26 protein-coding genes are annotated in these 25,068 nt (G+C 69.7%); 10 read left to right on the forward strand and 16 right to left on the reverse strand.

Annotation, left to right across the window (positions count from 1 at the left end; genetic code table 11):
* Nucleotides 1-92: 92 nt before the first annotated feature.
* The 4 genes from ACFWQC_RS18130 to ACFWQC_RS18145 are packed head-to-tail and all read right to left on the reverse strand — an operon-like array spanning nt 93 to nt 2,473.
* Nucleotides 93-845 (reverse strand): energy-coupling factor ABC transporter ATP-binding protein, encoded by a 753-nt coding sequence (locus ACFWQC_RS18130; RefSeq protein WP_378680778.1) that lies wholly within the window; start codon nt 843-845, stop codon nt 93-95.
* Complete coding sequence (cbiQ, locus tag ACFWQC_RS18135; protein ID WP_378680781.1) at nt 842-1,453, reverse strand: cobalt ECF transporter T component CbiQ; 612 nt, start codon at nt 1,451-1,453, stop codon at nt 842-844. Before cbiQ ends, ACFWQC_RS18130 begins: the two co-directional genes overlap by 4 nt.
* A 1-nt stretch (nt 1,454) precedes the next feature.
* A complete protein-coding gene (locus ACFWQC_RS18140) occupies nt 1,455-1,784 on the reverse strand; it encodes a PDGLE domain-containing protein (protein WP_378680783.1) in 330 nt (109 codons plus the stop codon).
* Nucleotides 1,781-2,473, reverse strand: a complete 693-nt coding sequence (locus tag ACFWQC_RS18145) for an energy-coupling factor ABC transporter permease (RefSeq protein WP_160025460.1) — start codon at nt 2,471-2,473, stop codon at nt 1,781-1,783. Before ACFWQC_RS18145 ends, ACFWQC_RS18140 begins: the two co-directional genes overlap by 4 nt.
* Nucleotides 2,474-2,660: 187 nt before the next feature.
* Between ACFWQC_RS18145 and ACFWQC_RS18150 the strand changes: the two genes are divergently transcribed.
* From ACFWQC_RS18150 to ACFWQC_RS18165, 4 genes are all read left to right on the forward strand, one after another.
* Nucleotides 2,661-3,887, forward strand: a complete 1,227-nt coding sequence (locus ACFWQC_RS18150; RefSeq protein ID WP_378680786.1) for an acetyl-CoA C-acetyltransferase — start codon at nt 2,661-2,663, stop codon at nt 3,885-3,887.
* A 49-nt stretch (nt 3,888-3,936) separates the two neighbouring features.
* Nucleotides 3,937-4,725 carry a CoA transferase subunit A gene (locus tag ACFWQC_RS18155; RefSeq protein WP_378680789.1) on the forward strand — a complete coding sequence of 263 codons (789 nt, stop codon included), beginning with the start codon at nt 3,937-3,939 and terminating at the stop codon, nt 4,723-4,725.
* A gap of 3 nt (nt 4,726-4,728) precedes the next feature.
* Entirely contained in the window at nt 4,729-5,379 is a 651-nt protein-coding gene (locus tag ACFWQC_RS18160) for a CoA transferase subunit B (RefSeq protein WP_378680791.1), read from the forward strand.
* Between the two features lie 92 nt (nt 5,380-5,471).
* Nucleotides 5,472-7,307, forward strand: coding sequence for a CocE/NonD family hydrolase (locus tag ACFWQC_RS18165; protein WP_378680793.1), 1,836 nt, complete (start codon nt 5,472-5,474; stop codon nt 7,305-7,307).
* Nucleotides 7,308-7,338: 31 nt separating this feature from the next.
* On the opposite strand, the gene ACFWQC_RS18170 is transcribed toward ACFWQC_RS18165, so the two are convergent.
* From ACFWQC_RS18170 to ACFWQC_RS18185, 4 genes are all read right to left on the reverse strand, one after another.
* Entirely contained in the window at nt 7,339-8,559 is a 1,221-nt protein-coding gene (locus tag ACFWQC_RS18170; RefSeq protein ID WP_378680796.1) for an MFS transporter, read from the reverse strand.
* A gap of 69 nt (nt 8,560-8,628) precedes the next feature.
* On the reverse strand, nt 8,629-9,102 hold the full coding sequence (locus tag ACFWQC_RS18175; RefSeq protein WP_378680798.1) for a MarR family winged helix-turn-helix transcriptional regulator: 474 nt from the start codon (nt 9,100-9,102) through the stop codon (nt 8,629-8,631).
* A gap of 119 nt (nt 9,103-9,221) precedes the next feature.
* A complete protein-coding gene (locus ACFWQC_RS18180; protein WP_378680800.1) occupies nt 9,222-9,755 on the reverse strand; it encodes a glutathione peroxidase in 534 nt (177 codons plus the stop codon).
* A gap of 55 nt (nt 9,756-9,810) precedes the next feature.
* Nucleotides 9,811-10,113 (reverse strand): hypothetical protein, encoded by a 303-nt coding sequence (locus ACFWQC_RS18185; protein WP_355021735.1) that lies wholly within the window; start codon nt 10,111-10,113, stop codon nt 9,811-9,813.
* A 189-nt stretch (nt 10,114-10,302) separates the two neighbouring features.
* Here ACFWQC_RS18185 and ACFWQC_RS18190 point away from each other — a divergent pair, with 189 nt between their 5' ends.
* Nucleotides 10,303-11,124 (forward strand): metal-dependent hydrolase, encoded by an 822-nt coding sequence (locus ACFWQC_RS18190; protein WP_378680804.1) that lies wholly within the window; start codon nt 10,303-10,305, stop codon nt 11,122-11,124.
* A gap of 14 nt (nt 11,125-11,138) precedes the next feature.
* On the opposite strand, the gene ACFWQC_RS18195 is transcribed toward ACFWQC_RS18190, so the two are convergent.
* The 3 genes from ACFWQC_RS18195 to ACFWQC_RS18205 form a co-directional block, all read right to left on the reverse strand.
* Complete coding sequence (locus tag ACFWQC_RS18195) at nt 11,139-13,196, reverse strand: protein kinase (protein WP_378680807.1); 2,058 nt, start codon at nt 13,194-13,196, stop codon at nt 11,139-11,141.
* An 82-nt stretch (nt 13,197-13,278) separates the two neighbouring features.
* Nucleotides 13,279-14,886, reverse strand: coding sequence for a serine/threonine-protein kinase (locus tag ACFWQC_RS18200; RefSeq protein ID WP_378680810.1), 1,608 nt, complete (start codon nt 14,884-14,886; stop codon nt 13,279-13,281).
* 91 nt (nt 14,887-14,977) lie between these two features.
* The gene (locus ACFWQC_RS18205) at nt 14,978-16,450 is read right to left on the reverse strand and encodes a GAF domain-containing protein (protein ID WP_378680813.1); all 1,473 of its coding nucleotides are present in this window, start codon (nt 16,448-16,450) and stop codon (nt 14,978-14,980) included.
* Nucleotides 16,451-16,603: 153 nt separating this feature from the next.
* Here ACFWQC_RS18205 and ACFWQC_RS18210 point away from each other — a divergent pair, with 153 nt between their 5' ends.
* The 5 genes from ACFWQC_RS18210 to ACFWQC_RS18230 all read left to right on the forward strand — a co-directional run bounded on the left by ACFWQC_RS18210 (nt 16,604) and on the right by ACFWQC_RS18230 (nt 20,326).
* On the forward strand, nt 16,604-17,647 hold the full coding sequence (locus ACFWQC_RS18210; RefSeq protein ID WP_378680816.1) for an amidohydrolase family protein: 1,044 nt from the start codon (nt 16,604-16,606) through the stop codon (nt 17,645-17,647).
* Nucleotide 17,648: 1 nt separating this feature from the next.
* Nucleotides 17,649-18,407, forward strand: a complete 759-nt coding sequence (locus ACFWQC_RS18215; RefSeq protein WP_378680818.1) for an iron-sulfur cluster assembly protein — start codon at nt 17,649-17,651, stop codon at nt 18,405-18,407.
* Nucleotides 18,404-19,438 (forward strand): NAD(P)-dependent alcohol dehydrogenase, encoded by a 1,035-nt coding sequence (locus ACFWQC_RS18220; protein ID WP_378680821.1) that lies wholly within the window; start codon nt 18,404-18,406, stop codon nt 19,436-19,438. The genes ACFWQC_RS18215 and ACFWQC_RS18220 overlap by 4 nt, the downstream gene beginning before the upstream one ends.
* A gap of 12 nt (nt 19,439-19,450) precedes the next feature.
* Complete coding sequence (locus tag ACFWQC_RS18225) at nt 19,451-19,930, forward strand: DUF1097 domain-containing protein (RefSeq protein WP_378680823.1); 480 nt, start codon at nt 19,451-19,453, stop codon at nt 19,928-19,930.
* A gap of 69 nt (nt 19,931-19,999) precedes the next feature.
* Nucleotides 20,000-20,326 (forward strand): putative quinol monooxygenase, encoded by a 327-nt coding sequence (locus ACFWQC_RS18230; protein ID WP_378680825.1) that lies wholly within the window; start codon nt 20,000-20,002, stop codon nt 20,324-20,326.
* Between the two features lie 54 nt (nt 20,327-20,380).
* Here the strand turns inward: ACFWQC_RS18230 and ACFWQC_RS18235 are convergent, their stop codons facing one another.
* The 5 genes from ACFWQC_RS18235 to ACFWQC_RS18255 form a co-directional block, all read right to left on the reverse strand.
* Nucleotides 20,381-21,394, reverse strand: coding sequence for a hypothetical protein (locus tag ACFWQC_RS18235; RefSeq protein WP_378680827.1), 1,014 nt, complete (start codon nt 21,392-21,394; stop codon nt 20,381-20,383).
* Nucleotides 21,394-21,804: a DUF2867 domain-containing protein gene (locus ACFWQC_RS18240; protein ID WP_378680829.1), complete on the reverse strand. Its 411-nt coding sequence runs from the start codon at nt 21,802-21,804 to the stop codon at nt 21,394-21,396. The genes ACFWQC_RS18235 and ACFWQC_RS18240 overlap by 1 nt, the downstream gene beginning before the upstream one ends.
* A 75-nt stretch (nt 21,805-21,879) precedes the next feature.
* Complete coding sequence (locus tag ACFWQC_RS18245) at nt 21,880-22,557, reverse strand: response regulator (protein ID WP_378680832.1); 678 nt, start codon at nt 22,555-22,557, stop codon at nt 21,880-21,882.
* A gap of 5 nt (nt 22,558-22,562) precedes the next feature.
* Entirely contained in the window at nt 22,563-23,729 is a 1,167-nt protein-coding gene (locus ACFWQC_RS18250) for a sensor histidine kinase (RefSeq protein WP_378680835.1), read from the reverse strand.
* A gap of 97 nt (nt 23,730-23,826) precedes the next feature.
* Nucleotides 23,827-24,837, reverse strand: a complete 1,011-nt coding sequence (locus ACFWQC_RS18255; RefSeq protein WP_378680837.1) for a TerC family protein — start codon at nt 24,835-24,837, stop codon at nt 23,827-23,829.
* Nucleotides 24,838-25,068: the final 231 nt, after the last annotated feature.

The following is a 25,068-nucleotide window of genomic DNA, read 5'->3' on the forward strand; positions in this document are numbered from 1 at the left end:
GCCGAGGCGTCACGCAGGTCGGCCGAGCTGGCAACGCTGTGCCAACTCGGCCGACGCGGGTGACGTCTCGGCCGACGTACGTGACGTCTCGGCTAGAGGGTGGCGGCTGCCGCGACCGGGTCGAAGCCGAAGGGGAGCTCGAGGCGGTGGGCGCGCATCAGGTCGGCGTTGGAGAGTACGTCGACGGTGCGGCCCTCGGCGGCGACGATGCCGCCGTCGAGGATGATCGAGCGCTCGCAGAGCTCGAGGGCGTACGGGAGGTCGTGGGTGACCATCAGGACGGTGACGTCGAGGTCGCGGAGGATGTCGGCGAGCTCGCGGCGGGAGGCCGGGTCGAGGTTGGAGGAGGGCTCGTCCAGGACCAGGATCTCGGGGTCCATCGCCAGCACGGTGGCCACCGCGACCCGGCGGCGCTGACCGAAGGAGAGGTGGTGCGGGGGCCGGTCGGCGTACTCCTCCATGCCGACCTTCGCGAGCGCCTCGGTCACCTTCGCGTCCAGGGCCTCGCCGCGCAGGCCGAGGTTGGCGGGGCCGAAGGCGACGTCCTCGCGGACGGTGCCCATGAAGAGCTGGTCGTCGGGGTCCTGGAAGACGATGCCGACGCGGCGGCGGATCTCCTTGATGTTGGCCTTGGTCACGGGGAGCCCGCTCACCGAGACGGATCCGGCTCCGGCGAGGTGGATGCCGTTGAGGTGCAGGACCAGCGTCGTCTTGCCGGCGCCGTTGGGACCCAGCAGCGCGACCCGCTCGCCACGATGGACGTGCAGATCGACGCCGAAGAGCGCCTGATGGCCGTCAGGATAGGCGAAAGCCAAGCCGCGTACGTCGAGGACAGGTGTCGTCACCGGGGCATTCTCCCTGTGTAGCCCCGCGAGACCATGGCCAGGTGCACCCGCTCGCCGCGCTCGAAGGAGCGGATGAACAGCGCGCCGACCGAACGGGCGAGCACCGGCCAGTGGAGCGGGTTGCGCGCCTCGAAGCCTCGTGAGGCGCGCGCGACCGCCATCCGGCGCATCTCGTCGGTCACCACCTCGAGGTAGCGCACCATGAACGCCATGATCTGCACGAGCTGTTGAGGCAGCCGCAGCCGCTCCAGGCCGTGGACCAGCTCCTGGGGCGTCGTCGTCGCGGCCAGCATCAGCCCGGCGATCACGCCGAGCGTGCCCTTGGCCAGCAGCCCCCACGCGGAGAGCAGGCCCGACTCGCTCAGGCTCAGCCCGAGCACCTCGACCCTCGGCCCGTGCGCGATGAACGGCATCAGCAGGGCGAAGACCACGAACGGCGTCTCGACGACCATCCGCTTCAGCACCCACCCCGGCCGCACCCGCGCCACCGCGCCGACCGTCACCAGGACGGCGAGGAAGAAGGCGTACGCAGCGAACCACTCGCGCGGGGTCGCCACCACCACGAGCATGAAGCCGACCAAGGCCAGCACCTTCAGATGCGCGGGCACATCAGGCCTCGTCGGACTTGGGCCGGCGGCGGACGACCAGGGCCAGGCCGCCGGCGACGACGAGCACCACCACGGTGCCGATCACGCCGGCGAGTCCACCGGAGAGCCGCTCGTCGTCGACGCCCTTGGTGCCGTAGTCGGCCAGCGGCCCGTCTGCCGCGCCGTGCTCCGAGGCACTGTCGAGGAAGCCGGTCTCGCCGGCGACGTACTCGAGGCCGTCGGGGTTGGCGGAGGCGTAGTAGGAGACCACCCCGGCCAGGAGCAGCGCGACGACAGCGATGCCGACGGCGACCCACCTGAACCGGACGCGCTTCTTCTCGGCGGTGCTCATGCCACCGACTCCTTGGGCTTGATCACCAGGTCACGCTCGGCGATCACGCCTCGCGCGGCGTAGACGAGGTCGGGGCGTACGGACAGGATCGCGCCGACCGCGAGGAACGTGATCGCGCCCTCGCCCAGACCGATCACCGTGTGCCAGCCGAGCATCGCGGTGGCCAGCGTGGTCAGCGAGATGTCGGCGGTGCCGCCGACCGCGTAGAGCGCGGTGAAGACGGCCGCCGCAGCGGGGACGGAGAGGAAGGCGCCGATCGCGGCAGCGGGGGCGACCAGGCCGACCCGCTTCGGCAGCACCTTGATCAGCACCCGGCTCACGAACCAGCCGACGAGCACGGTGGTGACGGCCATGAGGAGGATGTTGGTGCCGAGAGCGGTGATGCCGCCGTCGGCGAAGAGCAGGGACTGCACGATCAGCACGACCGAGACGCACAGCACGCCGGTCCACGGCCCCACCAGCACCGCGGCCAGCGCGCCGCCCATCAGGTGGCCGCTCGTGCCCGCCCCCACCGGAAAGTTGAGCATCTGGGTCGCGAAGACGAACGCGGCCACGAGGCCGGCCAGCGGGGCGGTCTTGTCGTCGAGCTCGCGGCGTGCGCCGCGCAGCGCGACGCCTACCGCGACGACAGCGACTGCACCGGTGGCGATCGACGTAGGAGCGTCGAGGAAGCCGTCGGGGACGTGCATGGTCACCTCTTTGATCTGCGTGGGGGTCGGTCGACGTATCACCCGAGAGAGAACTGCTAACGCGAACTTATCGCAATAGCCTCCCCCGCGCACTGTCCGGTCAGACAGGTGATCAAGACTTCAAAGGTGTCAATCGACGCCAAATGAGTACTTCTCAAGTCATGACTGCGCGCGTACCGTCGGTGGCATGAGCAGCTCCGCCAACGACATCGTCATCTGTGAGCCCCTCCGCACCCCGGTCGGCCGGTTCCTCGGCGCCCTGGCGCCGCTGACCGCTACCGACCTCGCCACGACGGTCCTGCGCGAGCTGGTCGAGCGCACCGGCCTCCAAGAGGGCGACGTCGACGACGTCATCCTCGGCAACGGCTACGCGAACGGCGAGAACCCCGCGATCGGCCGCATCGCAGCCCTCGACGCCGGGCTCGGCAACGGCGTCCCCGGCCTCCAGATCGACCGTCGCTGCGGTTCGGGCCTTCAGGCGATCCTGTACGCCGCGGGCTCGGTCGCCACCGGTGCCGCGAACCTCGTCGTGGCCGGCGGTGCGGAGTCGATGTCCAACGTCGAGCACTACGCGCTCGGGCTGCGCGGCGGTGTGAAGCAGGGCGGCATCGAGCTGCTCGACCGCCTCGACCGAGCTCGTGAGACCGCGGGTGGCAAGGACCACCCGATCCCCGGCGGCATGATCGAGACCGCCGAGAACCTGCGTCGCGAGTACGGCATCGGGCGCGAGGAGCAGGACGAGTTCGCGCTGCGCTCCAACCAGCGGGCCGTCGCCGCCCACGACGCCGGCAAGTTCGCCGACGAGCTCGTTCCGGTGACCGTCCCCGGCGGCCGTCGCAATCCCGATGTCGTCGTCGACCGCGACGAGCACCCGCGTGCCGACATCTCCTTGGAGAAGCTCGCCTCGCTCCGCCCGATCCGGCTGAAGGTCGACGAGGAGTCGACGGTCACCGCCGGCAATGCGTCCGGCCAGAACGACGGCGCCGCGATGTGCGTCGTGACCACGCGCGCCGAGGCCGAGAGGCGCGGCCTGACTCCTCTGCTGGCGCTCAAGTCGTGGGCCGTCACCGGCTGCGAACCCGAGCGGATGGGCATCGGCCCCGTCCTCTCCAGCAAGGCGGCGCTGTCCCGGGCCGGCCTCACCCTCGACGAGATCGACCTGATCGAGCTCAACGAGGCCTTCGCCGCCCAGGTCCTCGCCGTCCTGCGCGAGTGGAAGATCGACGCCACCGACGAGCGGCTCAACCCCAACGGCTCGGGCATCTCGCTCGGCCACCCGATCGGCGCCACCGGCGCCCGCATCCTCGCCACCGCCGCCTACGAGGCGCAGCGACGCGAGGCCCGCTACGTCCTGGAGACGATGTGCATCGGTGGCGGGCAGGGGCTCGCGGCGGTGTTCGAGTCGGTCCGCTGAAGCAGTCAGCAAAGCGACGTACGAAATCTTTCAAGAGAGCAGAGAAGACATGGGTCTGGACAAGGTGGTCGGGTCGGCAGCGGAGGCGGTTGCCGACATTCACAGCGGGGCCAGCCTGGCCGTCGGCGGCTTCGGGCTGGTGGGAATCCCGTGGTTCCTGATCGAGGCGCTGCGCGAGCAGGGTGCGGACGACCTGATGGTCGTCTCCAACAACTGCGGCGTCGACGGCGCCGGGCTCGGGCTGCTGCTCGACGACCACCGCATCTCCCGGGTGATCGCGAGCTACATCGGCGAGAACAAGGAGTTCGGGCGGCAGTACCTGGCCGGCGAGATCACGCTCGAGCTCACCCCCCAGGGCACGCTCGCGGAGCGGATGCGCGCGGGCGGCAGCGGGATCGGCGCCTTCTACACCCCGACCGGCGTCGGCACGATGGTCTCCGACGGCGGCCTGCCCTACCGCTACAACCCCGACGGAACGATCGCCGATGCCTCCGAGCCGAAGGAGGTCCGCGAGTTCCACGGCAAGCAGATGGTGCTCGAGGAGGGCATCATCACCGACTTCGCGCTGGGCCGCGCGACCCGCGTCGACCGGGCCGGCAATGCCCAGTTCAACGCATCCACGCGCAACTTCAACGTGCCGGCCGCGATGGCCGGCCGGGTGACCGTCGTCGAGGCCGAGGAGGTCGTCGAGGTCGGTGAGATCGCCCCGGCCGACGTCCACCTTCCGGGGATCTTCGTGAAGCGGATCGTCGCGCTGACGCCCGAGCAGGCAGCGCGCAAGGACATCGAGAAGCGTACGACGCGCGGCGAGCGCCCGACCACGAACCAGGAGGCCTGAGTCATGGCTTGGGACCGCAACCAGATGGCGGCGCGCGCCGCGCAGGAGCTGCAGGACGGCGACTACGTCAACCTCGGGATCGGCCTGCCGACGCTGATCCCGGACTACATCCCGGAGTCCTCGACGGTCGTGCTGCACGCCGAGAACGGCATCCTCGGCGTCGGCCCGTTCCCCTACGAGGACGAGGTCGACCCCGACCTGATCAACGCCGGCAAGCAGACCGTGACCGTGCTCGCGGGGGCCTCCTACTTCGACTCGGCGACCTCGTTCGCGATGATCCGCGGCGGCCACATCGACGTCGCCGTGCTGGGCGCGATGCAGGTCTCGACCAACGGTGACATCGCCAACTGGATGGTCCCCGGCCAGATGGTCAAGGGCATGGGCGGCGCGATGGACCTCGTCTCCGGTGCCGGGCGGGTGATCGTGCTGATGGAGCACGTCACCAAGAAGGGTGCTCCCAAGCTGCTCTCGTCCTGCGACCTGCCGCTGACCGGCCGCGGGATCGTGAAGCGGGTCGTCACCGACCTCGGTGTTCTGGATGTGGCGGGCGACGCGTTCGAGCTCGTCGAGCTCGCTCCCGGGGTGACGTACGACGAGGTCGTGGCGGCCACGGGCGCACCGGTCGTCGACAAGACCGTCGCCGTGACTGCTTAGTCTCACTATTCAAAACCCGGAACCGGTTACGTAACTCGCGTTTGCACTCCGTCGTTCGAGGTGTGACATCCAACACACCCCTGGAGTGAGTCGTGAAACTCGGCAGACTGGCATTCCTCGTACCGTTCCTGGCTCTCGTCGCGACCTTCCTGCCACCGGCGCACTCCGCGACCGCCGCCCCTGCGACGGCTTCTGTCGGAACCACCGCGGCGCAGGCGCTCCAGGCGCGGGCCGGGGAATGGAAGCCTCGCCCGGCGACGTACGGCGTGGTGGTCGAGAAGGACATCCAGCTGACGATGTCCGACGGGGTGGTGCTGCGAGCCGACGTCCACCGTCCCGCGAAGGCGGACGGGACCGCGGCGCCGGGCCGGTTCCCGGTGATCCTGACCCAGAACCCGTACAACAAGAACGTCTCCGGCGGGAGCGGCGGGGACTACTTCGTGCAGCGGGGCTACGTCTTCGTCCAGACCGACGTACGCGGCACCGGCTCCTCAGCCGGCCAGTGGGACGCGTTCGGCGACCGTGAGCAGAGGGACGGCCTCGAGGTCGCCAACTGGGCGACCTCGAAGAAGCGCCCGTGGAGCAACGGCGAGCTCGGCCTGTGGGGCCCGTCCTACATGGCGATCAACCAGTTCTTCACCGCCGCTCAGCACCCGCGCGGGCTGAAGGCGATGTTCCCGATCGTGCCGGCCGGCGACGTCTACCGCGACGTCGTCGCCTCCGGCGGCCAGATCGACGCCGGGTTCATCCCGCTGTGGTTCGGGCTGGTCACGGGCGCCGGGCTGGTGCCGCCCGCCGTCAACCAGGCCCGTCCCGACGCCACCTTGACCACCCTGCTGCAGCACGTCAGCGGTGCGCTCGGGTTCCAGGTGCCGATGCTCGTCAGCGCGGTGCTGGGCAGCGACGCCGGCTACGACGGACCCTTCTACCGGAAGCGGTCGCCGCTGAGCGTGGTCGACGAGATCGACGTACCGACGTTCGTCACGGCCGGGCAGTACGACATCTTCCAGCGCGGCACGCCCATGCTCTTCGACCGGATGCAGAAGAACGGCGTGGACACCAAGCTGCTCGTCGGACCGTGGACGCACGCCGAGGCCGCCACAGGCGCCGGCCTGGAGGGCAGCGGGATCAACAGCATGGCCGAGATGGCCCTGCGGTGGTTCGACACGCACCTCAAGGGACTGCCCGACACCACCCTCGACCGTGACGTCGCGCCGGTGACCTACCACGAGATCGGCTCCGGGAAGTGGCGCACGATGAAGTCGTGGCTCGGGAGCGAGGTCCGTGCGAAGTCGTACGCCCTCGGGTCGGCCCTGAAGCCCGTCCGCGGCGACACCATCGTGCCGCTGCCGGTGCAGGGACTTTGCTCGCGCAGCACCGCGCAGTGGACCGCCGGCGCCCTCGCGATCCCCGGCTGCGAGACCGACAACCGGATCAACGACGCGCTCGGGGTCTCCTACGAGACCACGCCGGCGACGTCGGACCTGGCCTTCTCAGGCCCGCTCAACGCCGACCTGTCCGTCTCCACGACCGGCACCGACGGCCTGATCTCGGTCTCGGTCGAGGACGTCGCGCCCGACGGGTCCGTCGACCGCATCACCGGCGGCTGGCAGACGCTGCGTCACCGTGCCGTCACCGCGTCGAAGTCGCGGACGCTGAACGGTCAGGTCGTCCAGCCGTGGCATCCCTTCACCCGTGAGGCCGAACAGCCGGTCACGCCGGGTCAGGTCTACCGCGTTCCCGTCGAGGTCTTCCCGACCGGCGCGGTGATCGAGAAGGGGCACCGCCTCCGGGTCACCGTCCACTCCTACGACGTCCCCCATCTGCTGCCCAACGTGAAGCAGCTGGTCCGCGGCATCGCCGGCGTAGTGACGGTCCACCACACAAAGACGAACCCCTCGACGCTGATCCTCCCGGTCCGGAGGTAGCGCCGAGGGGTCAGATTCTGACGTCGAGACGTCAGAATCTGGCAGCTTCGTCCGGCACGCGCTCGGAGACCTTCGGGTCCCGGGCGCGTGCCGCGTCCACGAGCAGGTATGCCGCGACCACGGCTCCGGTTGCCAACGCGATCGCGGCCGACGCGTAGGCGGCACCGTAGCCGACGTTCGTGACCAGGCCAGCCGCGATCAGGGTGCCGAGGAACCCGCCGACCTGCTGGGTGGTCGTGGTCAGGCCCGAGCCGATCCCGGCGTGCTCCGGCGCCAGCGCGCCCATCGCCAACGCCGTCACCTGCGGCATCGCGAGCCCGAAGCCGAGAGCCATCACGACCGCGCCGGGAAGAACGTCGAGGGGAAAGCCGCCGGCTCCGGGGAGGCGGACCAGGTAGACCATGCCGGCGACGAAGGCGAGCACACCGACGAGCAGGACGCGCTCGGACCCGAACCGTTCGGCGAGCGTGGCGCTGAAGCCGAGAGTGGCGATGGCGATCACCACGGTGACCGGAAGGAACGCCAGGCCGGTCGCGAGTGCTCCGAAGCCGAGGACGTCCTGCAGGTAGAGCGTCGTGACGAACTGGAAGGTGAACCCGCCGAAGGTGAGGGTCAGCAGGATCAGGTTCCCGAGCACGAACCCGCGCTGAGCGAACAGGCCGCGCGGGAGCAGGCCACCCTTGACGCCGGTCGGCGGCGTACCCTTCACCGCGCGGAGCGCGACGATCAGGGCGATGATCCCGAACGGCACGTTGATCAGGAAGGCCCAGCGCCAGGACGCGACGTCGGTGAGTACGCCGCCCAGGACCGTCCCCACCGAGGCTCCGATCGAGCCGACGAAGGCGAGCACCGCGAAGGCGCGGAGGCGCTCGCGGGGCTCGGCGTAGAGGCCGGCGATCATGCCGAGCACCACTGCCGAGGCGATGCCGCCGCCGAGGCCTTGGACGAATCGCGCGAGGACCAGGGAGATCGGGTCCCAGGCGATGCCGCACCATGCCGAGGCAAGGGTGAAGATGCTGAGCCCGGCGAGGAAGACCGGGCGGGTGCCGAACGCGTCACCGGCCCGGCCCGCCGGGAGCAGGACGAGCGCGAAGGCGAGCAGGAAGCCGTTGACGACCCAGGACAGCGAGGCGTCGCCGAAGCCCAGGTCGTCGCGGATTGCGGGAAGGGCGACGGTCACGACCGTGCCGTCGAGGATCACCATCAGCTGAGTGGCTGCGAGGGTCGCTAGCGCGACTGTCTTGGTCGTCATAGATACGACCATAGAAGATTGTTTGTTATGAAACAATCTATTTCGGGATATTCAGTTGTGAACCCATCCCTAGCGGGACGAGGCAGGCGCGCGACGCCGCAGCGTCATCGTGTGCGACGGCGTCGCCCACGGCCCCTCGACGAGGTGCTGCAGCGCCTCGATGAACGCCTCGCCCTCACTCGGCGCCAGCCCCTCGAGCGCCTTGGCGACGGTCGCGTTGTAGGCCTTCGAGGCCTCCTCGAGCGCGCTCACGCCGGCCGCCGTGAGCGCGACGATGCGGGCACGGCGGTCGGCGGCCGAGACCCGTCGCTCGGCCAAGCCGCGGCGCTCGAGGTTGTCGAGAGTGGTGACCATCGTGGTCTTGTCCAGCATCGCCATCTCGGCCACGGCGTTCTGGGTGTACTCGCCCTCGGCGGCCTTCATCAGCACGCAGTACTCCCGCACCGAGAGCTCCAGGTCGGCCAGCGCCTCGCCGACCTGGGCCGCGAAGGCGTGCGCGGACTGGTTGAGCAGGAACAGCAGGTCAATACGCGGTCCGGTCATGAACTAGATCTTAACGAACCATCCGATACCGAACTATCTTCTGCCCAACTATCTAATCCAAACGGCGCCCGACCCCGCGGTCATCGGGATCGAGCGCCGTCCGGCATCGCCTCAGAGATTCAGAGATACTGCGCGAGGTCCGCCTGGATCTCCTCGGGCGTCACCGGCGGCTCGTAGCGCTTGATGACCTCGCCCTCACGCCCGATGAGGAACTTGGTGAAGTTCCACTTGACGTCACCGGGCTCGGTCGCGGGCGTCAGGTCCTTGACCGCGTCGTAGAACGGCCCGAGGTGCGGGCCCCAGTCGCCGGGCGCCTCGGCACGCAGGAAGTCGTAGAGCGGCTCGGCGTTCTCTCCGTTGACGTCCACCTTGGAGAGGACCGGGAAGGTCACGTCGTACGTCGTCTTGCAGAACTCCTGGATCTCGTCGTCGGTGCCGGGCTCCTGACCGAGGAACTGGTTGGTCGGGAACCCGATGACCTCGACGCCGGAGTCCTTGGTGGCCCGATAGAGCACCTCCAGGCCCTCGTACTGCGACGTCAGACCGCACTTGCTGGCTACGTTGACGATCAGCAGCAGCTTGCCCTTGTAATCGCTGAGCGAGACGGGGCTGCCATCCGCGGCGGTCGCTTTGAAGTCGTACGTGGTGGTCACAGGTCTCTCCTCGATCGAGTTGCGGTGCAGGGGGACAACCTTGCTCGGCCCGAGGTTATGCCCCGCGCTGGTGCGGAACCGACGAGGCCTCCTCGGCCAGGCGCCGGTCACGCGCGACCGTCATGATCGCGGCCGACATCCATTCCAGCGCCTCGGGCATCTCGAAGGCGATCTCCTCCAGCAGCGTCGGCATGTCGTGCCGGCCCACCGAGAGGAGCATCTCGCTGAGCGAGCCGTCGGGCGCAGTGACCATGAACCGGAACTCGATCGCCTCGGGGGTCACCGTCGCGGCGCACCGGCTGGTCTCGAACGTCCACGGCGCACGGCGGGCACTGCCGTGGGTGCCGGGAGTCGTCATGACCGGGCATCCTATTCAGGTTGCCGCCCCGACCGCACCCCTTTCACGCCTCGGATCAGCCCTCGAACAGTGATTCGAATCTCGTCACCAGACACACCACCCCGACGCACACGAAGCGGCCCGAGGACCGGTACGTTCGTCCGCGGTCATTCAGCGGGGGAACACTGGAGAGGGACACAACTTCACATGATGGGCGGGCATCACGCGGCCTCTGGAGCTGCCGCGTGGATCGCAGTGACATCGTCGGCACCGATCGCGTTCGGGTGGTATCCGGGCGTCTCGGACATAGGCGTGATGACCGGCACCCTGGTGTGCGCCGGCGCCGCGCTGCTTCCGGACGCGGACCACCACAACGGCACGATCGCCCACTCGCTGCCACCGGTCTCCGAAGGCTTGACCAAGATCGTCGGACAGGTCTCCGGCGGCCACCGCAACGGCACCCACTCGATCCTTGGCGTACTCGCCTTCACCGGACTCGCCTGGGGCGCGGGGAAGCTCTCGCTCGAGACCGAACGTTTCGGCAGCGTCCTGATCGGCCCGGGCATCATGTGCGTCCTGCTGGTCGCCTTCGCCATGGACGCACTGAAGCTCACCCGCAAGGGCGTCCACTGGCCATGGATCCCGGCGGTGGCTCTGGCGGCGGTGATCGCCGTCTTCGCCCCCGAGGAGTGGTGGTGGATGCCCTTCTCCGTTGCCCTCGGCTGCATCGTGCACCTGCTCGGCGACTTCGTGACCACCATGGGGATCCCGTTGTTCTGGCCGATCGCGCCGAAACCGCCGAGGTGGGTCCGGCGCAACAAGTGGCTGCCGTTCGACAACATGTGGACCCGGGGCGGCCACTTCGCCCTCCCGATCCTCGGCGACGCCGGCTCCATCCGGGAGTGGGTCGTGATGACCCCGATCAGCCTCTACGCCGTCGTCGGCTTCGGCTGGGCGCTGCTGAGCCAGATGGGCTTCGACGTCGACAGCCGCTGGGAAGCCCTGGTCTCGAGCCTCAGCACCCTCATCTGACGACGTCTCGCCGCTCAGCTCTCGACGGACCGTCGACGTCCGCGGAGCGGGCGGACGAGGAACATCCCGGCCAGCAGCGCGATCGCGGCGAGGAGCGCGGCGACGGCGAGCACGCCGCTCAGGCCGACCTTCGTCTGGATGCCGCGGTGCTCCTCGCCGACATCGTCGGAGACGATCAGCGTCATCGACACGATGGTGTCCTTGAGGAGCTGGATGAAGCGGGTCATGTCCTCGGACCAGACCTGCGCAGCGGGCCGCCCCGGAGCGTAGGACTCCAGGTCCCGGACCGCGCCCGCGAGAGAGCCGTCGTTGATGACCTGGACGACCGCGTTCTGCGACACCAGGCCCCGAGATCCGTCGGCGAAGGTGCCGTCCGAGATCTTGTCCAGCGCCTTCTGGGTGGCCTTAGGGGCGTCGCCGTAGAACGAGCGCGAGGTGAGCTGCCAGGACGTACGCGCCTCGCTCATCGCCTCCATCGACTCCTCGTCGATCTTCCCGGTCATGAGCGCGGGCACCATCACCGTGCGCTCGATCCCCAGCGACTCGGACGCCGACCTGACGTACTTGAGGTTGGTGACCTGCTTGTAGATCTTCTCGTTGGGGATGTTGGGCATCTCGGTCGCGAAGTCGAGCAGCTCGTAGGCGGTGTCGGTGTAGGCGGCGACCGCCGCCTCCGTGCTCGCCTTGTCGCCTTCCTCGAGGTCGGTGCGGTAGGCGTCGATGCTCTTGAGGACCGTGTAGGTGCGCTCGACGCGCTCCCGCAGGCTCGGGGTGTCGGCGAGGTCGACCTTGGTGATGTCGTCGTGCCACGCCTCGATCGAGTCGTCGGTCACCTGGCGATAGGCCTGCCGGACCGCGTCCGGGACCTGGTCGGAGCCGAGCGCGTCCCGCTCGAAGATGAGGTCCATCCCGAGCTCGTAGCTCTCCGGGAGCGCTCCGGCGATCATCACCGCGCGACTGGAGACGGCACGCTCGTCGAGCGCGTCGGCGAAGGTCAGCCCGCCGAGAACCAGGGCGATCAGCACCGGGACCAGCAGCACGCCGAGCACCCGGGTGCGGAGGAACCTCGGCTTCTGGGCGGCATGAGACCGAGGCGTACGCTGCGCCGACTCGACCACGCCGGCGACCGAGGTCACGGACGAGACCGACGAGGTCGACGGCGCCGGCGATGACGAGGACGAGGACGACGAGAGCGCCAGGGGCTTGAGCCCGGCGGGCAGCTCGCGGCTGCCGACCGGAACCGGGGGCACGACCTCGGGCCGGCGCGCGAAGCCGACGACCTCGCCGGCGGTGGGTCGCCGGGAGGGGTCCTTGTTCATCATCGACGCGACGAACTCGTCGACATGGGACGGCACGGTGACCACGTCGTTGACGTGCGGGACGGGCGCGGTCACGTGCTGGTAGATCATCGAGACCGGCTCGGAGCCGGCGTACGGGGCGCGTCCGGTGAGCAGCTCGAAGTACACGCAGCCGAGCGCGTAGATGTCGCTCGGCGGACCGACCACGTTGTCGGCGGCCTGCTCGGGCGAGATGTAGGGCAGGCTGCCCATCACATGACGGGTCGAGGTGAGCCGCTCGGCCTGGTGGCTGGCCAGCTGGGCGATGCCGAAGTCGAGAACCCGGATCCTGCCGTCGCCGTCGTAGACGAGGTTGGACGGCTTGATGTCGCGATGGATGATGCCGGAGGAGTGGACCGCGGTGAGCGTACGCGCGACCTGGACCATCGCCTCGCTCGCCTCTTCGACGGTGAACCGCCCCTGCTTCTCCAGGCGGTCGGCCAGCGTCGGGCCGGGAAGCAGCTCCATGACGAGGTAGACGATGCTGCCGTACTCGGTCTGCTCGACCCCGACGTCGTGCACCTGCACCGTGCCGGGGTGGCTGGCCGCCGTCGTGGAGAGCGCCTCACGCCGGAAGCGCTCGGTCACCTTCGGGTCGGCAGAGGTCTCCACGACCTTCACCGCGACCCAGCGTTCGAGCCTGATGTCGGCCGCCTGCCAGACCTCGCCCATCCCGCCGCGGCCAAGCAGTCGGTGCAGGCGGTATCGGCCTGCGATCGGGGGGCGCGTTCGCATGCGCATATGTTGTCGGACTCACACCCCGTGCGTCTCGTGTACGCACCGATGAAGTCCGTCGATCTTTGCTATTGTCGCCGGTTTACGCATCAACTGCTCGCCCTCGCGCGCGGAGCAGCGCGACCCCGAGCCCGGCGAGCACCGCCAGCACGATGCCGGTGAAGACTCGCCAGAGGATCGTCTGGTTCTGGGCGTCCCTGTGCTCACGCTCGATGTCGTCGGCGAGCCGGCTGGCCGCGTCGACGACCACCTCCTTGAGGTCCTGGACGTAGCTGGCGGCATCGGCCAGCCAGAGCTGTTCCACGGGCCTGCCGTCGGCGCTGTCCTCCAGCTGCCTGACGACGTCCTCGACATCACGAGCGTTGAGCACCCGGATGACGGCACGCTGGGACGAGACCGCGTAGGACCCGAACTCGAACGACCGGCCTGAGATCCTGTCGAGCCGCTGCCGCGTCGAGGCATCGGCGCGGGCGTAGATCGACTCCGAGTGGGTCGCCCAGGAGTCCTGGGCCACATGGAGATCGGCGATGCCCTGGTCGCTGATCCGCTCGTTCCGCAAGGCGTTCGCCATGATCCTCCGCTCGAATCCGAGCACCTCCGAGACGGACCCGATCAGCTCCAGGTTCCGGGCCTGTCTCGCCAGCTCGTCATCCCGGAACGAAGGCAGCTCGGCGGCGAGGTCGAAGAGCCCGTTGACCGCGTTCGTGTACAGCTCGACGGCCACCAGCTTGCCGGCCCTGTTCCCCGCCCGGGCGGCCGCGCGGATGTCCGAGAGCCGCTCGAGGGCGGCCGCGGACCTCTCCGTACGCCGCCGCAGACCCGGATCGCCGGCCGTGTCCAGCTTCGCGACCTCGGCGGTCCAGGCCTCGATGGACCGGTCGGTGATCTGGAGGAAGTCCTCGGTCAGCGCCGCGTCGGTACGGAGCGCGTCGCGCTCGATCGAGAGGTCGAAGGCGAGCTGGAAGCTGGTCGGCAAGATGTTGGCCAGCGGCGCGGCGCTGCCCACGCTCGACATCGTGTCACCGGCCCGGAGCGCGCCCCAACCACCGAAGACCAACCCCGGTAGGACCAGGACCATCAGCACACCCAGCAGCGTGGGCGAGAGCCGCGGGCCCCTGATATCGGGCGGACGTACGATCCGTTTCGGCGGCGGAGCGACGCCGCTCTCGAGCACCGTCGCCACCTCGTCTGCTCGGGGACGTCTGGCAGGGTCCGGGTAGAGCATGGCGGTCGTGATGCCATCGAAGTGGCCGGGCACGGTCACCAGCGTGCCGACCCGCTCGGGCTCGAGCCCGGCGTACGGCGGGCGGCCGGCGAGCAGCTCGAAGAACACCGCGCCGAGGGAGTAGATGTCGCTCGCCGGGCCGATCCGCCGGCGGTCGATCTGCTCGGGGGACATGTACGGCAGGCCCTCCCCGCCGCGGGGCGCGGGCGCACCGAGCAGTGCGATCCGTCCGTCGGGGGCGTACCCGATGGTGGCCGGCCTAATGTCTCCGTGCACCTGCCCGGTGGCGTGGCCCGAGGCGAGGAGCCTCGCGACCTGCGCGACGATGCTCGAGGCCTCATCAGGGGTGAACGGGTGCTGCTGGACAAGCCGGTCGGCAAGTTTCTGACCGCTCAGAGCGGGTCCGCCCTGTCCGGTCAGATGGTTCAGATGCTGGCGACCGGCGCGTGGGGGACGGATACGCATGGGCCCATAGTCCCTGGTGAGCACCCCTGACGCCCCGGCCTCCGCCGAGAGTTTTCCTGGACTTGGCCAAGAGTTCGACTCCCCCTCGCCACTAGCTCGGCCGAAGCCTGATCCCGTACTGCTGCACCTTCCGGTAGACGGTGGCGCGCGACATCCCGAGCTCCGCGGCCGCTTCCTGCATGGTGATTCCCGGACGGGTCAGGACGCGGACGATCTCGCCCCGTTCGAAGGCATCGATGCGCGACAACGGCCGCCTGGTGTCGGAGAGTACGTCGGCGGGAAGGTGTCGTAGGTCGACCTGGTCTCCGGCGCTCACGGCCCGCTGGACGACATGGACGAGCTCGGTGACATTGCCCGGCCAGCCGTGGTCGTGCAGCGCCCGCTCCGCGGCCGGGGTCAGCGCGATCTCCCGGCCCCGCACCCGCAGGCCCACCTGATGCGCCAGCGGAAGTACGTCCTCGGGCCGCTCCCGCAGGGGCGGGACCTCGACCACGGTGTCGACGAGGTCGGCCAGGGCCGCCGGGATGCCGTCGAAGGTGTCCGCGGTCATCGCGAACGGCACCGCGGCGACGGCTCCGGGTGCCGCCTCGACGAGGAGGCCGTGCAGCCGCTCGGCCACCCAGGCCGGAAGCGTGTTCACGTCGCGGACGACCACGGCGGTGTCCTGCTTGGCGAGCTCCGGGGTCCACAGCGACAGCCAGGCCTCGGAGTCGGCCGGCTCCGGGGCGGAGGCCGCCAGGATCCGGTCGCGGGGCCTCAGGTCGCGGAACGCCTGGGCGACCAGCGTCGTACGCCCCACCCCCGGTTCGCCGACCACGGCGACCCGCCGGCCGACCCGGAGCGCTTCGCGCACGCTCCCCAGGGCCTCGCGCCAGGCGGAGGAGAGGTCGCGGAGGCTGCCGGCGCCCGGCTCCAGCCGGGGCGCCTCGACCCGGAACACCTCGCCGCGCGGAGCCGGCCGCGGGAACCGGCCGTGGGCACGGGCGAGCATGAGCGAGGCGGTGTTGCTGGCCGCCGACTGGGCCAGGGCGAGCAGCAGGTCGTGGGACGACTCCGACCAGGTGGTCAGGTTGACGCTGCCCTCCAGGCGTCCGCTGATCGGGTCGATCACCGGCGCGGCGGCACAGGTGTAGCTGCACAGCGAGAGCGAGTAGTGCTCCTCGGCCCGGACCACGGTCGGGGTCCGGTCGGCCAGCGCGAGCCCGAGCCCGTTGGTGCCCGCCGCGCGCTCGGCGTAGCTGAACCCCGGTGCCAGGTGGACGGCGTCGAGGTCCCGGAGCAGCTGCTGGTCGCCGCTGAGCCGGTTGAGCACCAGGCCGACGGGGTCGGTGAGCATCAGGCTGACCGGCTCGCCGATGAGCGTCCGGTGGAGGTCGTCGAGCACCTCCTGGCCGCACTGGAAGAAGAGCGACTCCCGGTCGTAGGTGCCGGAGAAGACCGGGTCGATCTCCTCGACGGAGACGCCGTACTCCTGGCTGCGCTGCCAGGACGCGCGGACCCGTGGCGCGAGCGCCGACGCGTCGACGGCCCCGGTGCGCTGCGCGATAGGATGGCGGCCTGTCATGTGACCGACGTTACATCCGCCAGCCGAGGACAGCAGCCCGGCAGCGTCTCAGATTGAGACGGTCCAGGTCTCATATTGAGACGGCGCACCCCTGATCTGCGCGTCGCAGCCGCTCTAGCGTCCTGTGACGAAAGCCACAGTTCGGAGGAACCGATGTACACCAAGGACAACGAGTCTTTCTTCATCGTCGACGCCCACGTCGCTCTCTGGGACGCCCGTCCGGAGAACCAGCGCAACATCCACGGCAAGCAGTTCATCGACTGCTTCTACGACTACCACCGCAACCTCTCCCCCGAGTCGGAGCAGTGGTCCTACGAGGACTACCTCTACCAGGGTGGCGACCGGCTGATGCACGACCTGTTCGAGGTCGGCTACGTCGACCACGCCGTCTTCCAGCCGGCCCATCTGGGCGAGTTCTACACGAACGGTTTCGGCCAGACCGAGGAAGCCTCGCGGCTGGCCGCGAAGCACCCCGACAAGCTGACGTACAACCACCACTTCGACCCCCGCAACGGTGAGGCCGGCCTCGAGCAGCTCCACGCCGACGCCGAGCGGTTCGGGCTCAAGGGCGTCAAGCTCTACACGGCCGAGTGGCACGGGGAGTCGCGCGGCTGGAAGCTGACCGACCCGTGGGCCTACCGCTACTTCGAGGCCTGCCGCGAGCTCGGGATCACCAACATCCACATCCACAAGGGCCCGACGATCCGGCCGCTGGACCGCGACGCGTTCGACGTCGCCGACGTCGACCACGTCGCCAGCGACTTCACCGACCTCAACTTCGTCGTCGAGCACGTCGGCCTGCCACGGCTGGAGGACTTCTGCTGGATCGCCACCCAGGAGCCCAACGTGCACGGCGGCCTGGCGGTCGCGATGCCGTTCATGCACACCCGGCCGCGCTACTTCGCGCAGATCCTCGGGGAGCTCATCTACTGGATCGGCGAGGACCGCATCCAGTTCTCCTCCGACTATGCGATCTGGACGCCGAAGTGGCTGATCGAGCGGTTCGTGGACTTCCAGATCCCGGAGGACATGACCGAGTACGCCCCGATCACCGTGGCGCAGAAGAAGAAGATCCTGGGTCTCAACGCCGCCAAGATGTACGACCTGGAGGTGCCCGCCGAGCTGCGGCTGCCCGAGGCGGACGAGACCGCGACGGGTCCCCGTGAGCCCGAGCGGGCCGACCTCTCGGCGGTGTGACATGTCGCTGCTGACCCAGGAGAGCACCCGAGCCACCCAGGCGTACGCCGCACTCCACGCCGTGGTCGACCCAGAGCTCGACGAGCCCATCACCGACCTGGGCTTCGTCCGGTCGCTGACCGTCTCGCCGACCGCACCCGTCAGGGTCGAGGTCCACCTACGGCTGCCGACGTCGTTCTGCTCGCCCAACTTCGCCTACCTGATGGCGAGCGACGCCAAGGACGCGCTGACCGCGTTGTCGTGGACCGACCAGGTGGTCGTCGAGCTCGACGACCACCACGACTCCGACCTCATCAACGCCGGGTTGGCCGCAGATGCCGGCTATCTCGGCACGTTCCGCCACGAGGCCGAGTCGTCCCTGGACGAGCTGCGGACCACGTTCCACCGCAAGGCCCACACGGCGGCGCTCGAGCGCTGCCTGACCCAGCTGCTCAGGCAGCAGCCGGACCTGAGCGAGGACGCCGTGGGTGATGTCCGGCTCGGGGACCTGCCCGACGACGAGTTCACCGCCTCGCTCCGTCGGCGCCGGGCGGTCCTCGGGCTGCCCGACCTGCCGGAGGCGTACGTCCTGGTCGACCACACCGGTGAGCGACCCGGCGACATCCCGCTGGCGTTGCGAAGGGCCCGCTCGACCCGGATCTCGATCGACGGGAACGCGCACTTCTGCCGCGGCCTGCTGGCGACGCGCTACGGCGACGAGGTCACCTCGCCCGCCTTCGTACCTCTGACCGAACTGCACCGAGAAGGAGCATCATCATGAGCACCATGCGAGCCGTCCAGGTGGTCGGCTACCACCAGCCGCTGGCGATGGCCGAGGTCCCGGTCCCCGAGCCGACCGGCCCGTTCGACGTGATCGTCAGGATCGGCGGTGCCGGGGTGTGCCGCACCGACCTGCACATCCTGGAGGGGCAGTGGGCGGAGAAGTCCGGCGTCACGCTGCCCTACACGATCGGCCACGAGAACGCCGGTTGGGTGCACGCCGTGGGTTCCGCCGTCACCCACGTCGCCGAGGGCGACAAGGTGATCCTGCACCCGCTGATCACCTGCGGGCTGTGCCGGGCCTGCCGCTCGGGCGACGACGTGCACTGCGAGCTCAACCAGTTCCCCGGCATCGACACCGACGGCGGCTACGCGGAGTACCTGAAGACCTCCGCGCGCTCGGTGGTGAAGATCGACGACTCCCTGGAGCCGGCCGACGTGGCCGCCCTGGCCGACGCCGGCCTGACCGCCTACCACGCGGCCGCCAAGGCCGCCCGGCGGCTGACCCCGCGCGACAGGTGCGTGGTCATCGGCGCCGGCGGGCTCGGCCACATCGGCATCCAGGTCCTCAAGGCGCTCAGCCCCGCCGAGCTGATCGTCGTCGACCGCAACCCGGACGCCGTCAAGCTCGCCCTCGACATCGGCGCCGACCACGGCGTCGTCGCCGACGGCACCCAGGTCGACCAGGTGCTGGCGCTGACCGACGGCCACGGCGGCGAGGTCCTCGTCGACTTCGTCGGCGAGGGCGGCGCGACCTCCGAAGGGGTCCAGATGCTCCGCCGGGCGGGCGACTACCACGTCGTCGGCTACGGCGAGAACATCGATGTGCCGACCATCGACATCATCTCGACCGAGATCAACTTCATCGGCAACCTGGTCGGGTCCTACAACGACCTGTGCGACCTGATGGCGCTCGCCGCCCGCGGGGCCGTCACGCTGCACACCCAGAAGTACGCCCTCGACGACTTCCAGACCGCGATCTCCGACCTCGACGCCGGCCGGGTCCGCGGCCGCGCGATCCTGGTCCCCTGAGGAGGCGACGACATGAAGAAGCTCCTCGGGATCGGCATCTCGGTCGGCGTGCTCGCGGGCATCTGGACCCAGGTGAGCATCGAGCTCACGCTCATCACCTGGGTCGGGTTCGTCGCCTGGGCCTGCTACTTCGCCGCCGGGGGTGGACGCGAAGGCTTCCAGAAAGGTCTCGCGGCCAACCTCGCCGGCGCACTGTGGGGGTACGGAGCGAGCCTGGTCCTGACGTACGCCACCTTCACCGGCGCGGTGGCCCTGGTCGTCACGGTCCTCGCGTTCATCCTCTGCCTGCAGGCGGCCGTGGATCTGCTGTCCTTCATCCCCGGCGCCTTCGCCGGGACGGCAGTCATCTTCGGCACCTCCTTCGACCTCGGCGGCACGCTCATCGCTCTGGTGGTCGGGGCCGGGCTCGGGTGGCTCTCGGACATCGCCGGGCGCCGGATCCAGGCCGCGGTCGAACGGTCCGGGCAACCGGTCCGCGCCGCCCAGCCCTGACCACCGCCCACCGCCCACCGCCCACCGCCCACCGCACGAACCGATCCCATCCAGACGAAGGAGAGCCCGATGATCTTCATCGCCGCCCGCTTCCGCATCAAGCCGGAGTACGCCGAGGACTGGCCGGCCATCTCCGGCCCGTTCACCGAGGCCACCCGGGCCGAGCCCGGCAACCTCTGGTTCGACTGGGCCCGCGGCCTCGACGACCCGAACGAGTACTTCCTGCTCGAGGCATTCGCCGACGAGGACGCCGGCGCTGCCCACGTCACCTCGACCCACTTCAAGCAGGCCCAGGCCGACCTCCCGCGCCATCTCGCCGAGACGCCGCGGATCGTCAACACCAACATCCCTGGCCAGGAGTGGTCCGACCTGGGCGAGCTCGCAGTCCCTGACTGAACCCAGCGATCCCGCTCGACCTGGCCTGAACCAGGTCGAGCGGGATCTGTCGCGTCATCCACGCGTCGCGGTCCGCCGCCCCAGGTAGGCGAGGCAGGCGACGGCGAGCGCGACGCCCCAGATCGGCCAGAGCATCTCCGGAGCCCATGCGCCCCAGTCCGAGGTGGCGCCGGGGACCGTCCAGAGGTCGTCCGCGATCGCCATCCGCCAGAAGGAGATCCCGGCGGACGTCACCGTGCCTGCGACCAGGATCCCCGGCACGAGGGCCATCGCGACCGGGACCGGACGCCCACCCATGCGGGGCACCCAGCGCCAGAACACCTCGCCCCAGCGCGCCACCAACCCCCAGGTCAGGACCGCCCCGACCACGGCGAAGGCCCCAAGCCCGAAGCCGGCCCACCTCCCCGCGCCGAGGTCGTCCAGCATCTCGCGACTGATCCCGAGCGGGATGTCCAGCGCCCAGGCGATCCGGGTAGCGGCGTAGAGAAGAGGTACGACGACAGCGACCGCCACCGCAGGACGCCCCCAGCGTGCCCAGCGGCCCCAGTCCAGACGCCTGCCGGGCACTGTCCTCCCGAGCAGGGTGACACCGGCGACGACCATGGCCAGCCCGCCGACAGCGTGCGCCAGAGCGACACCCGAGTCGACGAAAAGACCCCACTCGAGCTGTCCGGCGCCCGGTCCGAGCCCGAACATCGCAAGCAGGACCTGAGGCAGATAGCCGAGGAACATCAGCGCGCGGACGTCCGAGACGACCACGGCGACAACGAGCCCGAGAACGATCAGGAGCCACCCTGTCGCTCTCGTCGTACCGGGCGTCCGCACGTTCGCGACCGCGCCCCCGGCAACCAGGGCGAGGAGCGCGAGCACCGCGATCACCCAGGACATCTGGGTGCCGCTCAGAGCGCCGAGCGGCGAAGCGGCATCGGGGACCCACGGATCCGGTGCCCTGCCCAGCAGGGCGAGCCCGACCAGGGCGCCGAAGACGAGGGCCCAGGCGCCGGCCACCCAGGGCGCTGCGCGCAGCACGAGGGAGCGGTGCTGCGTACGTTCCATCAGGGCGGACATCAAGCCACGCTCCTGGCCGTGTCCCAGCGCCGGCGCTCGGGCGCGGGGTGGTCGCGGAGGTCATCTCGACAAGCTCGATACATCGCGTCCGGCAGCCGGTCGCGCAGCGAGGCGACGCGGCTGCCGAGGCCGTGCTCGTCCTCGTCGGCGCCGAGCATCCGGCCGAGCGTCCTGCGGACCGCGAAGAGGAGGCGGTACGCCGCCGGGAAGTCGCGGTCCTCGCTGCTCATCATCGCCTCGACGAAGGCCCGGGAGTCGTCGGGTCCGCCCTGGACCGGGAGGGCCCAGACGTCCTCGAGCTCGAAGTCGTGGGTGATCTCGTGGATGCGCCAGAACTGGCATGAGTAGGCGCCCGACGGTATCGGGCCCGTCCGGATCGGGCTGGGTCTGATGGGTGCGTGTGTGGTCATGTCTCCACACTGGTCCGCGAGCGCCGGGGGTTCGTCGCCCTCAGGTCGCGGGCCTCTCAACCTCTGGGATGAGACTCAGCTCCGGGGGCCGACCAGCCCCGTCTCGTACGCCAGGACGACTGCCTGCACCCGGTCGCGGAGGCCGAGCTTGGCGAGCACATGGCCGACGTGGGTCTTCACGGTCGCCTCGGAGAGGTGGACGCGGCGGGCGATCTCGGCGTTGCTGTCGCCGGTGGCGAGCTCGAGCAGCATGTCGAGCTCGCGCGGGGTCAGGGTGTCGCGAATGTCGGCGGCGCGGCCGCTGTCGGTCGCCGGGGCGGCCGCGACGTGCTCGAGCAGACGACGCGTCGTCGACGGCGCTACCACCGCGTGACCTGCGTGGACGGTGCGGATCGCTTCGACGATCTCCTCCGCGCGGGCGTCCTTGAGAAGGAAGCCGCTGGCGCCGGCCCGGATCGCGGGGAAGGCATAGTCGTCGAGGTCGAAGGTGGTCAGTGCCACCACTCTCGTCGCCGGCTGCTCGCCGGTGATCGCGGCCGTCGCCTGGATCCCGTCGAGGCGGGGCATCCGCAGGTCCATGAGGACGACGTCGACCCGCTTCGTACGCACCAGGGCGAGCGCCTCGTGACCGTCGGCCGCCTCCCCGGCGAGCTCGAGGTCCGGCTGGCTCTCCACCATCATCCGGAGCGCCGAGCGCATCAGCTCCTGGTCGTCGACGATCGCGACACGGATCGGCATCTCTGGCTCGCTCACGCTGGTCACAACGGCATCATGGCGCGCACGCGCCAGCCGCCGTCGCTCGGCCCGGCCTCGAGGGTGCCGCCGACCGCCGCCACCCGTTCCCGCATCCCGCGGAGGCCGCGGCCGGGCGGGCGCTGGATCCCCACGCCATCGTCGCTGACCTCGACCCGGAGCTGACGTCCGGTGCGTGTCACCGACACGGTCGCGGCGGCTCCCGGGCCGGCATGACGAGTGACGTTGGTGAGCGCCTCCTGCACGACGCGGTAGGCGGTCAGCCCGACGGCGGGAGCGACCTGACCGGGCTCGTCCGCCTCGAGCCGGACCGTCAGCCCTGCCTCACGCATCCGCTCGACGAGGTCGCCGACGTCGGCCAGCCCCGGTTGCGGCTCGGTCGACGACTCGCCGCCGAGCACGCCGAGCAGCCCGCGCATCTCCATCAGGGCCTCCCGCCCCGTGGTCGCGATCGTGTCGAGGATCCCCGAGGCCCGCTCCGGCTGCTGCCCCACGACCATCCGGCCGGCCTCGGCATGGCTGACCACGACCGCCAGCGAGTGCGCGACCACGTCGTGCATCTCGCGCGCGATGCGCTGGCGCTCCTCAGCGGCGGCGCGGTCGGCGAGCTGGTCGATCCACGCGGCCCGGGTCGCCCGGAACCGGCCGAGCGCCCAGGCCGCCACCGTGGCCGCCACCGTGGCGGTGGCCACCATCAGCCACCACGTCCACCCCTGCAGTCCGGTGCCCTCGAACCCCGACAGACGTACGACGGTGATCAGACATCCCACCAGCCCGATACCGAGCGCGACCCCCGGCCACGGGCGCCGGTCCTGCGCACTCACCGCGTAGAGCAGCACGAAGAAGCACAGGCTGCTGGGCAGCAGCACCGGCCCGAACGCGCTTCCTGCCGCCTCGGCCGTCGGTCCGCTCAGATCCGGCGCGGCCACGAGCACCAGCTCGGCCAGTGCCCCGACTGCGTAGGACGGCAACGGCCAGCGCCGGGCGGTGGCCACGGCGGCGTGCAGCGCCACCAGCGCGACCAGGAGCGCGATCTCCCAAGCCGTGCTGACCTCGCCGTCGACCACCGAGGTCCACCCGACCGGCAGCAGCACCAGCGCCAGCGCCCCGGCCAACGCGACCTGGCCCGCGTCCCCGAGCCAGCGGGGTCCGGGGGCAGCTGCCAGGGTCATGCGCCCACCCTAGTGCTGCCCGAGAACGCCCGCAGGCCCTCTCCGATCGGAGAGGGCCTGCGGGCTGTCCCGGCTCGGCGGGACTGTCGACGAAGCGTCACATGCTGCGCGGACCGGTGGCGTCGTCGCGCTCCTTCTCGGTCATGCTGCGCGACTTCAGCAGACTCAGGATGGTCGTGATGGCCAGGATGCCGATGATCACGCTGAGGGAGACCTCGATGGAGACCTCCGGGGCCCACTCGACGTGCTGGCCACCGTTGATGAACGGCAGCTCGTTCTCGTGGAGCGCGTGGAAGACGAGCTTGAGGCCGATGAAGCCGAGCAGGATCGCCAGACCGTAGGACAGGTAGACCAGCCGCTCGAGCAGGCCGCCGATGAGGAAGTAGAGCTGACGCAGACCCATCAGCGCGAAGATGTTGGCGGTCAGGACCAGGTAGGGCTCCTTGGTCAGACCGTAGATCGCCGGGATCGAGTCGAGCGCGAACAGCAGGTCGGTGACTCCCAGGGCGCAGATGACCACGAACATCGGGGTCGCGATCCGCTTGCCGTTCTCACGGACGAACATCTTGGCGCTGTCCCAGCTCGAGGTGAGCGGGATGTGGCGCTCGAGGAACTTCACCACGGCGGGCTCCTCGTACTCGTCCTCGTCCTCGCCGCCCTCCATGGCCAGCTTGACCGCGGTGTAGATCAGGAACGCGCCGAACAGGTAGAAGACCCAGCTGAAGTTCTCGATCGCGGCCGCACCCACGGCGATGAAGATGCCTCGGAAGACCAGCGCCAAGATGATCCCGATCAGCAGCGCCTTCTGCTGGTACTGCCTCGGCACCGCGAACTTCGACATGATGATGATGAAGATGAACAGGTTGTCGACCGAGAGCGAGTACTCCGTCAGCCAGCCCGCGAAGAACTCCGTGCCGTACTTCGGGCCGGAGAACACGAAGACACCGATGCCGAACAGGATCGCCAGGCCGATGTAGACGCTCAGCGCGACGATCAGCTCCCGACGCGAAGGCTCGTGCGGTCGCCGGCCGATGACGAGCACATCGAAAAGCAGCACAGCGCTGGCGATGCCGATGGTCAACCACCAGATGAGAGGGGAGACGTCCACGAAGGGACTCCTTAGATCGTGAGGCAGAGCGGTTCTTTGGGAAGATTAGGCGACCGAGGTCAAACCTTCGAAGTCGTAGCGGGCGCGGCGTCCATCGACGGCATCGGCGACGGAAGCGGAATCGGCGTACGTCGGCACACCAGCGCGAGTTGTACGACAGGTGCGCAGCTAGTCTAACAAGCCGAACTCCTTCCACTCCCCATGATCCCAGCCATGGACAAGCAGATGAGT

It is taken from the genome of Nocardioides sp. NPDC058538, assembly GCF_042719275.1.
Lineage (GTDB): Bacteria > Actinomycetota > Actinomycetes > Propionibacteriales > Nocardioidaceae > Nocardioides.

Coding starts and splice junctions, on each gene's coding strand:
- ACFWQC_RS18215 (WP_378680818.1), top strand. CDS start 17,649: ATGTCGCTGCTGACCCAGGAGAGCACCCGAGCCACCCAGGCGTACGCC.
- ACFWQC_RS18190 (WP_378680804.1), top strand. CDS start 10,303: ATGGGCGGGCATCACGCGGCCTCTGGAGCTGCCGCGTGGATCGCAGTG.
- ACFWQC_RS18160 (WP_378680791.1), top strand. CDS start 4,729: ATGGCTTGGGACCGCAACCAGATGGCGGCGCGCGCCGCGCAGGAGCTG.
- ACFWQC_RS18250 (WP_378680835.1), bottom strand. CDS start 23,729: ATGACCCTGGCAGCTGCCCCCGGACCCCGCTGGCTCGGGGACGCGGGC.
- ACFWQC_RS18145 (WP_160025460.1), bottom strand. CDS start 2,473: ATGCACGTCCCCGACGGCTTCCTCGACGCTCCTACGTCGATCGCCACC.
- ACFWQC_RS18210 (WP_378680816.1), top strand. CDS start 16,604: ATGTACACCAAGGACAACGAGTCTTTCTTCATCGTCGACGCCCACGTC.
- ACFWQC_RS18230 (WP_378680825.1), top strand. CDS start 20,000: ATGATCTTCATCGCCGCCCGCTTCCGCATCAAGCCGGAGTACGCCGAG.
- ACFWQC_RS18170 (WP_378680796.1), bottom strand. CDS start 8,559: ATGACGACCAAGACAGTCGCGCTAGCGACCCTCGCAGCCACTCAGCTG.
- ACFWQC_RS18185 (WP_355021735.1), bottom strand. CDS start 10,113: ATGACGACTCCCGGCACCCACGGCAGTGCCCGCCGTGCGCCGTGGACG.
- ACFWQC_RS18150 (WP_378680786.1), top strand. CDS start 2,661: ATGAGCAGCTCCGCCAACGACATCGTCATCTGTGAGCCCCTCCGCACC.
- ACFWQC_RS18240 (WP_378680829.1), bottom strand. CDS start 21,804: ATGACCACACACGCACCCATCAGACCCAGCCCGATCCGGACGGGCCCG.
- ACFWQC_RS18175 (WP_378680798.1), bottom strand. CDS start 9,102: ATGACCGGACCGCGTATTGACCTGCTGTTCCTGCTCAACCAGTCCGCG.
- ACFWQC_RS18220 (WP_378680821.1), top strand. CDS start 18,404: ATGAGCACCATGCGAGCCGTCCAGGTGGTCGGCTACCACCAGCCGCTG.
- ACFWQC_RS18140 (WP_378680783.1), bottom strand. CDS start 1,784: ATGAGCACCGCCGAGAAGAAGCGCGTCCGGTTCAGGTGGGTCGCCGTC.
- ACFWQC_RS18200 (WP_378680810.1), bottom strand. CDS start 14,886: ATGCGTATCCGTCCCCCACGCGCCGGTCGCCAGCATCTGAACCATCTG.
- ACFWQC_RS18155 (WP_378680789.1), top strand. CDS start 3,937: ATGGGTCTGGACAAGGTGGTCGGGTCGGCAGCGGAGGCGGTTGCCGAC.
- ACFWQC_RS18195 (WP_378680807.1), bottom strand. CDS start 13,196: ATGCGAACGCGCCCCCCGATCGCAGGCCGATACCGCCTGCACCGACTG.
- ACFWQC_RS18205 (WP_378680813.1), bottom strand. CDS start 16,450: ATGACAGGCCGCCATCCTATCGCGCAGCGCACCGGGGCCGTCGACGCG.
- ACFWQC_RS18235 (WP_378680827.1), bottom strand. CDS start 21,394: ATGTCCGCCCTGATGGAACGTACGCAGCACCGCTCCCTCGTGCTGCGC.
- ACFWQC_RS18225 (WP_378680823.1), top strand. CDS start 19,451: ATGAAGAAGCTCCTCGGGATCGGCATCTCGGTCGGCGTGCTCGCGGGC.